This window comes from Novosphingobium sp. Sphag1I (assembly GCF_056279125.1).
The window spans coordinates 239,332-252,445 of record NZ_JBWBQS010000003.1; the positions used below are offsets into that span (position 1 = coordinate 239,332).

Annotated in this window: 15 protein-coding genes; 10 read left to right on the forward strand and 5 right to left on the reverse strand. The window is 62.5% G+C overall.

All coding sequences use genetic code 11. The features are described 5' to 3' along the window. Positions 1-8: 8 nt before the first annotated feature. Both ACZ9HU_RS04680 and ACZ9HU_RS04685 read right to left on the reverse strand, forming a co-directional pair. The gene (locus ACZ9HU_RS04680) at positions 9-1,016 is read right to left on the reverse strand and encodes a cysteine synthase A (protein ID WP_476102858.1); all 1,008 of its coding nucleotides are present in this window, start codon (positions 1,014-1,016) and stop codon (positions 9-11) included. 83 nt (positions 1,017-1,099) lie between these two features. Continuing rightward, a complete protein-coding gene (locus ACZ9HU_RS04685) occupies positions 1,100-1,417 on the reverse strand; it encodes a 2Fe-2S iron-sulfur cluster-binding protein (protein WP_476102860.1) in 318 nt (105 codons plus the stop codon). Positions 1,418-1,545: 128 nt separating this feature from the next. Here ACZ9HU_RS04685 and ACZ9HU_RS04690 point away from each other — a divergent pair, with 128 nt between their 5' ends. Beyond that, entirely contained in the window at positions 1,546-2,163 is a 618-nt protein-coding gene (locus ACZ9HU_RS04690) for a DNA-3-methyladenine glycosylase family protein (RefSeq protein WP_476103069.1), read from the forward strand. A gap of 104 nt (positions 2,164-2,267) precedes the next feature. On the opposite strand, the gene ACZ9HU_RS04695 is transcribed toward ACZ9HU_RS04690, so the two are convergent. Next, positions 2,268-2,546: a 4a-hydroxytetrahydrobiopterin dehydratase gene (locus tag ACZ9HU_RS04695; protein ID WP_476102862.1), complete on the reverse strand. Its 279-nt coding sequence runs from the start codon at positions 2,544-2,546 to the stop codon at positions 2,268-2,270. A 52-nt stretch (positions 2,547-2,598) separates the two neighbouring features. Between ACZ9HU_RS04695 and ccmA the strand changes: the two genes are divergently transcribed. The 3 genes from ccmA (at position 2,599) to ACZ9HU_RS04710 (ending at position 4,402) form a co-directional block, all read left to right on the forward strand. Next, entirely contained in the window at positions 2,599-3,201 is a 603-nt protein-coding gene (ccmA, locus tag ACZ9HU_RS04700; RefSeq protein ID WP_476102864.1) for a heme ABC exporter ATP-binding protein CcmA, read from the forward strand. Further along, positions 3,198-3,860, forward strand: a complete 663-nt coding sequence (locus tag ACZ9HU_RS04705; RefSeq protein WP_476102866.1) for a heme exporter protein CcmB — start codon at positions 3,198-3,200, stop codon at positions 3,858-3,860. The genes ccmA and ACZ9HU_RS04705 overlap by 4 nt, the downstream gene beginning before the upstream one ends. 101 nt (positions 3,861-3,961) lie before the next feature. Then, a complete protein-coding gene (locus tag ACZ9HU_RS04710; protein ID WP_476102868.1) occupies positions 3,962-4,402 on the forward strand; it encodes an NTF2 fold immunity protein in 441 nt (146 codons plus the stop codon). 154 nt (positions 4,403-4,556) lie between these two features. Here ACZ9HU_RS04710 and ACZ9HU_RS04715 read toward each other — a convergent pair whose 3' ends face one another. Beyond that, positions 4,557-5,645 carry an NAD(P)/FAD-dependent oxidoreductase gene (locus ACZ9HU_RS04715; protein WP_476102870.1) on the reverse strand — a complete coding sequence of 363 codons (1,089 nt, stop codon included), beginning with the start codon at positions 5,643-5,645 and terminating at the stop codon, positions 4,557-4,559. Between the two features lie 18 nt (positions 5,646-5,663). Then, a complete protein-coding gene (locus tag ACZ9HU_RS04720) occupies positions 5,664-6,575 on the reverse strand; it encodes an alpha/beta fold hydrolase (RefSeq protein ID WP_476102873.1) in 912 nt (303 codons plus the stop codon). Between the two features lie 193 nt (positions 6,576-6,768). Here ACZ9HU_RS04720 and ACZ9HU_RS04725 point away from each other — a divergent pair, with 193 nt between their 5' ends. The 6 genes from ACZ9HU_RS04725 (at position 6,769) to ACZ9HU_RS04750 (ending at position 13,109) form a co-directional block, all read left to right on the forward strand. Next, positions 6,769-7,242 (forward strand): A24 family peptidase, encoded by a 474-nt coding sequence (locus tag ACZ9HU_RS04725; RefSeq protein WP_476102875.1) that lies wholly within the window; start codon positions 6,769-6,771, stop codon positions 7,240-7,242. 82 nt (positions 7,243-7,324) lie between these two features. Beyond that, positions 7,325-8,419, forward strand: coding sequence for a Flp pilus assembly protein CpaB (gene cpaB, locus ACZ9HU_RS04730; protein WP_476102877.1), 1,095 nt, complete (start codon positions 7,325-7,327; stop codon positions 8,417-8,419). 17 nt (positions 8,420-8,436) lie between these two features. Next, positions 8,437-10,119, forward strand: coding sequence for a type II and III secretion system protein family protein (locus ACZ9HU_RS04735; RefSeq protein WP_476102879.1), 1,683 nt, complete (start codon positions 8,437-8,439; stop codon positions 10,117-10,119). 20 nt (positions 10,120-10,139) lie between these two features. Continuing rightward, entirely contained in the window at positions 10,140-10,796 is a 657-nt protein-coding gene (locus ACZ9HU_RS04740) for a CpaD family pilus assembly protein (protein ID WP_476102881.1), read from the forward strand. Between the two features lie 3 nt (positions 10,797-10,799). After that, entirely contained in the window at positions 10,800-12,086 is a 1,287-nt protein-coding gene (locus ACZ9HU_RS04745) for a CpaE/TadZ family protein (protein WP_476102883.1), read from the forward strand. 51 nt (positions 12,087-12,137) lie between these two features. Next, positions 12,138-13,109, forward strand: a complete 972-nt coding sequence (locus tag ACZ9HU_RS04750; protein ID WP_476102885.1) for a type II secretion system F family protein — start codon at positions 12,138-12,140, stop codon at positions 13,107-13,109. The last annotated feature ends 5 nt before the right edge of the window (positions 13,110-13,114 follow it).

Here is a 13,114-nt window from a genome sequence, read left to right on the forward strand (position 1 = left end):
ATACCCTATCACGCCAACCAAGGGAAGACCGGCAGCCCCTTCGCTTCGAGCCATGCCTTGTTGTACAGGGTCGAAAGGTAACGCAGCCCCGTGTCGCACAGGATCGTGGCGACGCGCGCGTCCTGCTTGCCCTCGGCCACCAGCTTGCGGCCCAGCGCCACCGCGCCCGCAACATTGATCCCGCTCGACAGGCCCAGCGCCAGACCCTCTTCGGCCAACAGGCGGCGAACCCATTCCAGCCCTTCGGCGTCCGACATGCGGAATTGCGTGTCGATCGGCGCCCCGTCCAGATTGGCGGTGATGCGCCCCTGCCCGATACCTTCGGCCACGCTGCTGCCTTCGGCCTTCAACTCGCCATGGGCGTAATAGTTGTACAGCGCCGCGCCATAGGGATCGGTCAGGGCAATGGTGATGTTCTCGTCAAACGCCTTCAGCCCAAGGCCCACGCCCGCCAGCGTGCCCCCGGTCCCCGCCGCACAGGTGAAGCCATCAAGCCGCCCTTCCATCTGCGCCCAGATTTCCGGTGCGGTCGATTCGATATGCGCCTTGCGGTTTGCCGTGTTGTCGAACTGGTTGGCCCAGATCGCGCCCTCGGTTTCCTCGGCCAGACGGCGCGACGTATGCACGAAATGGCCCGGATTGCTGAAAGGCGCCGCCGGCACCAGCACCAGCTCGGCCCGCAACGCGCGCAAAGTGTCCATTTTCTCGCGGCTCTGCGTTTCGGGCATGACGATGATCGTCTTGTACCCCAGTGCATTGGCCACCAGCGCAATGCCGATGCCCGTATTGCCCGCCGTGCCTTCGACAATTGTGCCGCCGGGCTTCAACGCGCCCGACTTTTCCGCATCGCGGATGATCCACAAGGCGGCGCGATCCTTCACGCTCTGCCCCGGATTGGCAAATTCGCACTTGCCCCAGATCTCGCAACCTGCCGCCTCGCTTGGCCCTTTCAACAGGACCATCGGGGTGTTGCCAATCAGATCGAGGGTGCTTTGATAAACGGGCGCTTTCGTCATGCGCCCTAGGTAGGGGTGCCTTACGCAACGTGCAATGCATTTGCGCAAGGCACCCCTAAAGTCAGGCTTTTAGTCCGGCCCAATCAGTCCGGTTCGGCAATCGTCACGCGCATGCCGTCGATGGCGTCCGTGACGGGCAACTGGCACGACAGGCGCGAATTGCCGTCGCGGTGGTCGCTGCTGTCCAGCAGATCGTCTTCATCTTCGCCAATCGCGGGCAGCTTGTCCGCAAAGGCCGGATCAATATGCACATGGCACGTCGCGCAAGAGCAGCAGCCCCCGCACAGCGCCAGCATTTCATCGAAACCTGCATCGCGAATCACTTCCATCACGGTGCGGCCGGTCTGGGCCTCGATTTCCTTTTCTTCACCCGCACTATTGACGATCACCAGCTTCGGCATATCAAATCCCTCTGTATGAAGCGCAAAGCAACCGGCGCTTTGACAAGGCTGCTATCGGCAAGAAGCCGCTTTTGCAACTGGCGGCATCGCGCAAAATTTTGTCATTCTGATTTATGAAACGGGCGCCAATGGGACTTTCTGCCGAAGCGATTGAATTGGGCCTGCGGGCCATTGCCGAAACGACGCCGGGCATTGCCGATGCGCTGTCGCGCGTGGGTTTTCCCGAACCGCGCATCCGGGCGCGGGGTCATGCCACCATGCTGCGCACGATCGTCGGGCAACAGGTTTCGGTGGCGGCGGCATCATCCATGTGGGCCAAACTGGTGGGCGTCGTGGGTGAGGAAGCCGATCCATCGGCCCTGCTGTCTGCCGATTTTGACACTTTGCGCGCCTGCGGCCTCTCGCGCCAGAAACAGTCCTATGCAAGGTCCCTGTGCGAGCTGGTGCTGGCGGGCGAACTCGACTTCACCTTGCTGCCCGCCGATGACGAGGCAGCGATCAACCAACTCACCCGCATCAAAGGCATCGGGCGGTGGTCGGCGGAAATCTATCTTCTCTTTGCCGAAGGGCGCCCCGACATCTGGCCCGCAGGCGACCTTGCGGTGCAGATCGGGCTGGGCAAATTGCTGAGACTGGACGAGCGGCCCAGTGAGAAGCAGACCCGCGTGCTGGCCGAAGGATGGCGACCGCATCGGGGGGCGGCGGCAATCTTTACGTGGCATTGTTATAATAATGCGGCTTTGTAAGAGCAGGTCAGATCCAAGTTCACCGCGCCGCAGGCTTTCAATCCGCCAAAACAACGCCCGTATCAAACCCACCCCAAAAACGGGATTGTTAAGGGCCCCCGCCCTTAACCCGCCGGAGGCAAACTCTCGACCATCTCATTAATCGCCAAAGCCAACCGCCGATCCCGCCCCGTGACGCCCCCGACATCGTGGCTCCACAATCGGATCGACACCCGGTTATAGACATTGGTCCATTCGGGGTGATGGTCCTGCTGCTGCGCCACCAAGGCGACACGGGCCATAAAGCCAAACGCCTGCGCAAAATCGGCAAAGGTAAAGTCGCGGCAAAGCGCGCCATTCTCTATCCGCCATCCCTGAATTTCGTCCATAAGTCCCTCTGACAATTGGCCCTGATCCCTTGGCAATTCGTCAAGTTTTGCCTATCGCCACGCCATCATGCAAGCCAACGCCCTTACCGCCACCGATCTGTGCTGCCGCCGGGGGGACCGCTGGCTGTTTTCCGGCCTTTCCTTCACGCTGGCGCGCGGACAGGCGCTGCACGTGCTTGGCCCCAACGGCTTGGGCAAGAGCAGCCTGATGCGGATGCTGGCGGGTCTTTTGCCGCCCAACCATGACCCGGCCACCGGCATACTCGGCACGATCGCGTGGGACGGGGCGCTGGCGCTGATGGATGAACGTCACGGGCTGGACCTGGGCCAGCCATTGGGCGCGGCGCTGGATTTCTGGGCGCGGGTCGATGGGCCGGTGGAGCGCGATGTGCTGGCCTCGCTGGGGCTGGCCGATCTTCTGGATGTGCCGGTACGCTACCTTTCCACCGGTCAGAAAAAACGCGCCGCGCTTGCTCGTCTGGTGGGACAGGACGCGCCCAACTGGCTGCTGGACGAACCTCTCAACGGGCTGGATGTCGCCGCCTGCGCCATGGTGGAGGATATGATCGCCCGTCATTGTCGGAAAGGCGGCGCATGCATCATCGCCTCACACCAATCTCTGAGGATCGCTGATCTGACCCAGCTCAATCTTGCGGATTACGCGCTGTGAAAGGCGCCGCGCTTTTCGCCATCCTGCGCCGCGATCTGCGCCTTCTGGTGCTGGGTAATGGTGGCGGAGGCGGGATCATCCTGCCTATCCTCTTCTTCCTGGCCGTCGCCATCATCTTCCCCTTTGCCGTCGGGCCGGACCCTAAACTCCTCACCCGCGTGGGCGGCGGCGTCATCTGGCTGGCCGCGCTGCTGGCCGCGATCCTGCCGCTCGACCGCCTGATCGAACCCGACCGCGAGGCGGGCCTCTTCGAGCAATGGTCCCTGCGCGGCATCTCCGAGGAAGTCATCGTCGCCCTGCGCCTGCTGGCCCACTGGCTCTCCTTCGCCCCGCCCCTCATGCTGGCCACCCTGCCCGCCGCCGCGCTGCTCGGCCTCGACGCGCGCACCATCGCCCTTGTCGAACTGGGCCTGCTGGCGGGCACGCCGGGCCTCGCCGCCGTGGGCGTATCCGTCGCCACCATCACCGCAGGGCTAAAAGGCGGCGCGGCGCTGGCGGGCCTTTTGTTCATCCCCCTGTGCGTGCCGATCCTGATCTTCGGCGCGGGTTCCTTGGCCATCGGCGGCGAAAGCGGCTTGGCGCTGGCGGGCGCGGCGAGTTTGGTGCTGGTGGCGCTGACGCCTTTTGCAGGCGCGGCGGCGTTGCGGGCGGGGCGGTAGGCCGGTTTGGTTTATGCCTCCGGCGGGCAAAGGGCGACAGCCCTTTGCAATCCCGTTACTGTTGGCGTGGCGGCGGAATTGCCGAGTTGCGTTTGGAGGCGATGTCGGAAAAGACAGATAAACCGCTGCGCGGGACGAAAAGAAACAGTCTGGACGCGGTGCTATTTCGGACGTTTGTTACCCATGCAAAAAACGTGTGGCAGCAGGGGGCGCAGGTGAAGAAATTACTCTTGGCATCAATGTTACTTCTGCCGCAAGCTGTGCAGGCCGAGCCTGTGGAGTGCGTGAAAGCTGTTGCGCTTTACACGCCTAAGCGCGGTGTCATCCCTACAGGAACAATCGCCAAAAACATCGCGAATATATATCTTGGGGAGGTCTATGGCGCTCAAAAAATTCTAGCCGAATTTCCCCTTACCGCAAAACTTCAAGATGGCGTTTGGACTGTTGAGGGCCATCTTCCGCCTGCTTCGGATGGTGGCGTGGCAATCATACGGCTCTGTCGCCGCAACGGAACAGTCCTGAGCATAATTCATGGAAAATAGGGTCCACTCCCGCTAACTTTCCCGCCATTCTCCAGCCGCGAAGCGGCCTTCAAAATCCGCCACTTTACCCCAATACACCACGCCGCCGCCATAAAACAGAAACGGGATTGCAAAGGGCCCCCGCCCTTTGCCCGCCGGAGGCACCTAAACCCCTCTAAACAAACCGACCCGGCCCAAACACCCCCAGATCGACCTCACCGGCCTCCTGCCCCAACAACAACCGCGCCGCCATCTCCGCCGCAGCAGGTGCGGTTTGAATACCAAACCCACCCTGCCCCGCGCACCAGAAAAAGCCCTCAGCCACAGGGTCCCAACCGTAAACCGGCAACCGATCCGGCGCGAAACTGCGCAACCCCGCCCAGCGATGCTCGACCGCCTCGACGCGCCAGTCGACGACGCCTTCGAACCGGTCGATGGCAATCGCCACATCAATTTCCTCGGGCGCGGCGTCGCAGGGCGGCACGGGCGTTTCATCATGCGGGGTCAGCCACAGCCGCCCGCCCTCTGGCTTGAAATAGAACGTCCCGGCCATATCCATGATCAGCGGCATATCGCCCCGCGCCTCTGGAGAAACCCGGATCTGGGCCATGGTGCGCCGTAACGGTTGGATGCCCACGGGTTTCGCGCCCGCAATCTGCGCGACCTCGTCGGCCCAGGCGCCCGCCGCATTGACCAGCACCCCGGCGCGAATCTCGCGCCCATCCTCAAGGCCCAGCACCCAATCACCCTCACGCCGGGCCGAGGCCAAACGCGCGCGGGTCCAGACTTCGCCACCACCGCGGCGAAAGGCGCCAAGGTAATGCTGATGCAACCCGGCCACGTCGATGTCTCGGCATGACGGCTCTTCCAAACCCGCAACCCATTGCGGATCAAGCCCAGACACCTGCGCCTCCATCCCGGCGCGATCCACGGGGGGCAGATCGACGCCCACCTCGGCAAATTCCTGCGCAAAGGCGTCAAGCGCGGGCACATCCTCCGCCCGCGCCAGATGCAGCCCACCACGCGGATGCAGGAACCCCAGTTCTTCCAGCACCGGCCCGGAGGCCACCGTCAATGGCTGAACCTGCGGCCCGCCATAGGTTTCCTGCCAAAAGGCGGCGCTGCGTCCGGTGGAATGGTATCCGGGGCGATCCTCGCCCTCCAGCATGACCACAGACCCCGCGCCCCGCGCCAGCAAATGCGCGCCCAGCGAAGCCCCCGCCATACCGGCGCCCACGATCGCAATATCAAACTTCTGGCTCATTCCCTTATCCCAAGCCGGTCACAGCGCGTGGGTCAAGTCCGGGCTGACCGGTTTGGCGACATGGGTGTCCAGAAATGCCTCGATCCGCGCCATGGCAGGGCCGCGCACCGCGTCCACCTCACGCAGGATTTCATGCGCGGCCTCGCGCCCGAAAGCCATAATCTCGCCATGGGGCAATCGGCGGGCGGCCTTCAGATTCGCTTTATGACACACCAGACCATCGGCGGCCGTGGACAGGATCAACACCGGCGTTTCGACCCGTTCCAGCGCGCCGCGCGCCATAAAGGTCTCCATCGACCGCAAACCCGCGACCATCCAGCCCCAACTGGCCGGGCCCATCGCCAATTCGGGCCGCGCCTCGCGCCAGTCCGCTTCCTGCTGATACCGCCTTGCGTCATGGGTCAGCAGACCTTTGCGCGCATGGAGCGAACTGGCCGGTTTTTCGCCGCCGCTCCACGCGGGGCGCCGCGCATCGCCCAATTTCAGCATGGTCCAGCCCAACGCCTTTTGCGCCCAGAACGGCGCGCCGCCCGCCGCAAAGCCCAGCATCGGCGCCGACAGCACCAGCGCATCGGGATCGACTCGCCCTTGCACCAGAGCGCGCAGGCTCAGATGTCCGCCCATCGAATGGCCGATCAAGGCTACAGGCCCGATGCGTTCTGCGCGCCACTGTTGCCAAAATGCCGCCAGATCCTCGATCCAGACGGCGAAGTCATCGACATGGCCCGTCGTTGCATCCATGCCCAAACGCCCGGACCCGGCCTGTCCGCGCCAGTCCAGACTGGTCACATGCCAGCCCGAATCGCGCCATTCTTCGAGCGATTCGAGGTATTTTTCATAAAAATCGCCCCGTCCGGGCATGAACAAAAGGCTGCCGCGCACCTCATGCGTCGGGAAAAGGTCGATCCGGCGAATAGGCCACCCATCCAAACTTATCCATAGTTGTTCAACGCAGCCATCAGGAAGTTCCATTAGCGCCTCTTTTCGCCTTTTGCAGCATGACCCCCCGGTCGGTGCCCTTGTCCAGCATTTACGGGCCTTGCGTTGGTTACTGTTTGGTAAGTGATGACCTTTAAAGCGAGCCTTTGATACGTTCAGAGGTAACCGCATGCCCGCCTTCTCTATGTCCTACGGTTTGCTTGCCGCCTTGGCAATCGCGCTGCTGGTGGCGGCCTATACGGACATGCGGCGGCGTCAGATCGACAATGAACTCAACGCCATCATCGCTTTGGCCGCCCCGCTGTTCTGGTGGGCCAGTCATATGGGGCTGGCCGAAATCGGGTGGCAACTGGCGCTGGCGGGCGGGGCTTTTGTGGTTCTGGCGGGGCTTTTTGCCCTTGGGGCGATGGGCGGCGGCGATGTCAAATTGCTGGTCGCGCTGGCCTTGTGGATCAAGCCTGTGTGGTTTGCGCAATTGCTGATGGTGATGGCGGTGTCGGGGGGCGTGCTGACGGTGGTTCTGGCCGCATGGCATGTGGCGCGCCGCGACAAGCACAAACCCTCTGTTCCTTATGGGATTGCCATTGCCCTTGGCGGGCTGTGGGTGATCGCTTCGGGCTATTTATTTCCGGCAACGGGAACCGTTCTGGCCGGGTGATCACATGAGTGATCGAATGTTAACCAATTTACCGGATATTTCCGGTCGTTCTGCCGATAATGCGTAAGGGGCTTGTTCCGCGATGGATAGACGTAGGCTGATGCTGTTGATAGGCGCGATGGTCATCGCGATCGGCACAGCGCTCGCTGCGCGCAGCATGCTGTCGGGCGGAAACGTGGCCCCTACGGTGCAGGCCGCCCTGCCCGTCGCGCCCACCGGCCCCAAGGTGCTGGTGGCCCAGCGCGCCTTGCCCCCCGGCACGATCATCACGGCCGATGCGGTCAATTTTCAGGAATGGCCCAAGAACCTGATGAAGGAAGCTTATTTCGTCGACGGCAATGTCGATATGAACAAGCTGATCGGCACGGTCGTGCGCTATCCCATCACCGCGGGCCAGCCCTTGACGCAGGGTTCGTTGGTGGCGCCCGGCGATCGCGGTTTCCTTGCCGCCGCGCTTGGCGCGGGGATGCGTGCGGTCACAATCACCGTGTCGGAAAAGTCGGGCGTGGCCGGGTTCATCTTTCCGGGCGACCGGGTCGATATCATGCTCACGCAAACCATTCGCGGCGCCGGTTCCGATGCCCAGGCGCTTAACGTGACGGAAACCGTGCTTCGCAATCTGCGCGTTCTGGCCACCGACCAATCGACCGAGAATCAGAGCGCCGAGGGCAAGACCGTGGTGCGCACGTTCCACACCGTCACCTTGGAAGTCACGCCCAAGATCGCCGAAAAGATCGAAGTGGCCCAGGCCGTGGGCGCGCTCAGCCTGACGCTGCGCAGCCTTGCCGACAATCAGGGCGATCTGGACCGTGCAATTGCCAATGGCGCAGTGAAATTGCCCGATGGCGCAACCAAGGCGGACGAAAGCCGCCTTCTGGCCGCCGCCACCCGCCGTCCGGTGGAAATGAGCGGCGACACCGTCACCACCGGCGGCGAAGTTTCGCGTTTTCAAAAGCGCACCATGCCCGCGATGACGCCCGCCATCGCATCGGCGGCCCCCGCAATGGGCGGCCCGGCCGTGGCCCGCCCGATGAACAACAATGGCGTTCGCGTGATGCGCGGTCGTGACAGCCAGAGCGTTTCCTTCGGCGTCCAGAACGGCGCGGTTGCCAACGGCATGGGCGCTGCGGGCAATGCATTTGGCAGCGGCGCCGTCGGCCCGCTTGGCCAACCTTGAGATTGAGAGGCTATCCGATGAATCCCCGCCTCAACGCTCGCTTTAAAAAGCGCCCCCTCACCGCTCTGGCTCTGGCGTCCGTGTGCCTTGCGGGCCTTGCGCCTGCCGCTCTGGTCGCGGCCCCGGCCAAGGGAAAGGTGGCGGCAAAGACGGTCGCCAGATCCGCGCCCGTCAACGCCCCGGCCAATCCGCCCAGCCGCCCGGTGATGACCCATTCCTATTCGCCGGTGTCGATCTCTGCGCCGTCCAACGCGATGGCGGTGGCCCTTGGCCGCGGCCAGTTGGTCAATCTGCCCTCGGCGATGAAGGATGTCTTTGTCGCCGATGACAAGATCGCCGATGTTCAGGTCAAATCGAACAATCAGCTCTACGTCTATGGTCGCGGCGCGGGCGAAACCACGATCTATGCCAGCAATGCCGCAGGGCAGGTGATCTGGTCCACCAATGTGCGCGTGGCCAGCAACATCGACAGCGTCGATCAGATGCTGAAAGTCGCGATGCCCGAATCGCGCATCAATGTCGCCACGCTCAGCTCGGCCACCTATCTTCTGACCGGCACCGTCGCCGCCCCCGAAGACGCCGCAGAGGCCCAGCGCCTTGTCACGGCCTTCCTTGGCAAGGAAGCCAATGTCATCACCCGCCTGAAAACGGCCACCCCGCTTCAGGTCAATCTTCAGGTCCGCATCGCCGAAGTCTCGCGCTCATTGTCCAAGCAATTGGGCGTGAACCTGACCAGCATCGCCAATGGCAGCAACGGGTTCCAGTTCGGCGTGTCGCAGGGTCGCTCGGCGGCCTCGACCTATGTCCCCGGTTCGCCGATGGGCGTGGGCGGCAAGACCACCTATACCGATGCGACCGGCGCGACGGCAAGCGGCACCTCGATTTCTGCGCTTTCGACCGCCACCACATTGGCCGGGGCAGGTTCATTGTTCGGTCTGAACATTCTGGGCACGCTGGATGCGGGCGAACAGATCGGTCTGGTCACCACACTGGCCCAACCCAATCTGACCGCGCTGTCGGGCGAAACGGGCGAGTTTCTGGCGGGCGGTGAATTTCCCATTCCCATCTCGTCAGGTCTGGGCACGGTTTCGGTCGAATACAAAAAATATGGCGTCAGCCTGAGCTTTACCCCCACGGTCCTGTCCGATGGCCGGATCAGCCTGCGCGTGCGTCCCGAAGTCTCGGAATTGTCGAGCGAGGGTTCTGTCACGCTCAACGGCTATACGATCCCGGCCCTGTCCACCCGCCGCACCGAAACCTCGGTCGAATTGGGTTCGGGGCAAAGCATGATGATCGGCGGCCTGTTGTCGAATAAGGCCAGCAATTCGATCCAGAAAATGCCGGGCGCGGGCGATTTGCCGGTGCTGGGCGCTTTGTTCAAATCGACCAGCTTTGTGAAGGGCGAGACCGAATTGGTGATCGTGGTCACGCCTTATCTGGTCAAACCCGTCAATGATGGCGACATCAAATTGCCCACCGACGGGATGCAGACGGCCAATGACATTCAACAGGTGGCGGCCAACATGCTGAGCGACGGCAAAAAGGGCGAGGATCGCCCCAAACCGACCCTCAAACCCTCGGAAAGCCCTGCCGCCCCCGCCAAGAAAGTGAGCGAGGCCGACGAGCCCGCCGCCAAGACCAAGGCGGGCAAGCGCGCCGTGGCCAGCGAAATCAGCCAACCCGGCTTTAGCCTGAATTGAGCGAGGCGATGATGAAACAGATGACTTCTTCTTCGCGGCATCGCCTGATGATGGGCGGGGTGACGCTGGGGCTGATCGCGGCGCTGGGCGGATGCGGCGGCGTGCCCACCAACCGGATGCTGACCAGCGTCAACCAGCCGGTTGTCAGCCATAACAGCTATTCGCTGGACGTGATCACGGGTCCGGGCGGCCTGTCCAATGCCGAATCGAAACGCGTGTCGGGTTGGTTTGACGCCCTTGGCCTGCGTTATGGCGACCGCGTGGCGGTGGATGATCCGCTCAAAAGCGAGGCAACCATGCTGGCCCTGTCCGAACTGGTGTCGCGCCGCGGCATTCAGATCAGCCGCGAAGTGCCCATCGGCGAAGGCAATGTGAATGCGGGACTGGCCCGCATCGTCGTGACGCGCGCCGTGGCCAGCGTCCCCAATTGCCCCAATTGGGCCGACAACAGCGAAACCAATTTCAACAATGCCACCAGCCACAATTACGGCTGTGCGGTCAACGGCAATCTGGCCGCGATGGTGGCCGATCCCGACCACCTGCTGGCCGGGGCAAAATCCAATGGGCAAACCGTCGTGATGACCAGCAACAAGGCCATCGATGCCTATCGCGCGGCCAAGCCGTCGGGCGATGGCGGCAGTTCGGTCAAGAAGGTTTCAACCGGAGGGGGCAGTTAAGCCATGAACGCACCATGGAAGCCGGGATCGGCGCAAAATCGCGAAAGCTTTGCCGCCTATGTCTGCGACGAGGCGACGCTGGATGTCATGCGCCCATTGGCCGCCGATTTCGGTTGGCCGCCGGAAAAATGCGTCCGTGGCGGTTTGCGCAGCGCGATTCAGTCGCTCTCGGTCAGCTCATCACCCTCGATCCTGGTGGTGGACCTGTCGGAAAGCGGTGACCCGCTGGGCGATATCAATGCCTTGGCCGAAGTATGCGAACCCGGCACGGTGGTGATCGCCATCGGTCAGGTCAATGACGTGCGCCTCTACCGCGACCTGCTGGGCAGCGGCATTCACGACTATCTGCTCAAACCCCTGTCATCGGGCCTGATGCGCGATGCACTGGTTCAGGCGCAGAACATGCTGAGCGCCCCGCGTCAGGCCGAAAACAACACCGATACGCCGCATCTGAGCACGGCGGTCATCGGCACCCGCGGCGGCGTGGGCGCATCCACCATCGCCAGTTCGATCGCTTGGCTGTTTTCGGCCGATCACAAGCAACCCACCGCCCTGCTCGATCTGGACATCCATTTCGGCACCGGCGCGCTGGCGCTGGATCTGGAGCCGGGGCGCGGTTTGACCGACGCCATCGAAAACCCCAGCCGTATCGACGGACTGTTCATCGAACGGGCGATGATCCGGGCGGGCGAACACCTTTCGCTGTTGTCGGCCGAGGCGCCGATCAGCCATCCGTTACTGACCGATGGCTCGGCCTTTGTCCGGCTGGAGGAAGAATTCCGCCACGCCTTTGAACACACCGTCATCGACATGCCGCGCAACATGCTGATCAATTTTCCGCATTTGCTGGCCGATGTGAATGTCGTGCTGCTGGTGACGGAATTGACGCTGGCGGGTGCGCGCGATGCGATCCGCATCCTGTCCTGGCTGCGCGCCAATGCGCCCCATACCCAGATCATGGTGGTGGCCAATCGCGTTCAAACGGGCATGGCAGAAATCAGCCGCGCCGATTTCGAAGCCTCGATCGAACGCAAAATCAATGTCGTCATTCCCTATGACATCAAGGCCGCGATCCATTGCGCCAAATTGGGCCAGACCTTTGCCGAGGCCAATCGCGCGACCAAGGCGGGCTCGGCGCTGCGCGAACTGGCGCTGTCGGTCAAGGCGTTGGTCGATGCCGATACCAAGGATGAAAAGGGCGGCGGTGAGCGTAAATCGCTGCTCGACATGATCGATTTCAAGGCGTTGCTGGGCAAGAAAGACAGCGCCAAGGACAAGGCGAAAGCCTGAATTTCAAACCGGGGCGGCATGGCCGTTCCGCAAGGCAGATAAGGCACGGCGATGGACACGGTCCAGATATTGCTGATCACCTTTGGGGCGGGCGGACTGCTGATGCTGCTCGCCTTGGCCTTTGGCGGGCCGTCGCCGGCCAAGGAAGGTGCGCGCCGTCTGCAATCGGTGCGTTTCCGCCATTCCGAAAGCGCAACCGACAAGGTCGAGGCCCAGATGCGCCGCGCTTTGGCCCAGCGCAAGCCGATGGTCAGCAGCGGCGATGGTCAGCGTTCGCAGATGGAAATGCTGGCGCTTCGCCTGCATCGCACCGGAAAGCCGTGGACAGTTCAGCAGTATATTCAGGTTTCGGCCGGGCTGGCGCTGGTCATTATGCTGTTGCTGTGGATGAAGACCGGATCGCTGATGCTGGGCTTGATGGTGGGCGTCATGGCGGGTGCGGGCCTGCCGCATCTGGTTGTGGGTTATCTCATCAAGAAGCGCTATGACGATTTCACCACGAAATTTCCCGACGCCATCGAATTGCTGGTGCGCGGCCTGCGCTCTGGCCTGCCGGTGACGGAAACGCTGGGCATCGTCTCGTCCGAAATCCCCGGCCCGGTGGGTCAGGAATTCAAGCTGGTGACCGAACGCATCAAGATCGGGCGCAGCATGGACGAGGCGTTGCAGGACACCGCCGACCGCCTGAACATGGCCGAATTCAACTTTTTCTGTATCACCATCGCGATCCAGCGCGAAACGGGCGGCAATCTGGCCGAAACGCTGGGCAATCTGGCCGATGTGCTGCGCAAACGCGCCCAGATGAAGTTGAAAATCCGCGCGATGAGTTCGGAATCCAAAGCCTCGGCCTATATCGTCGGCTCGCTGCCCTTCATGGTTTTCATGATGATCAATTGGGTCAATCCGCAATATCTGGCCGGTTTCTTTGCCGATGATCGCCTGATCATCACGGGCCTTGGCGGGCTGACGTGGATGGGCATTGGCGTGTTCATCATGGCCAAAATGGTCAGCTTCGAGATCTGATGGGG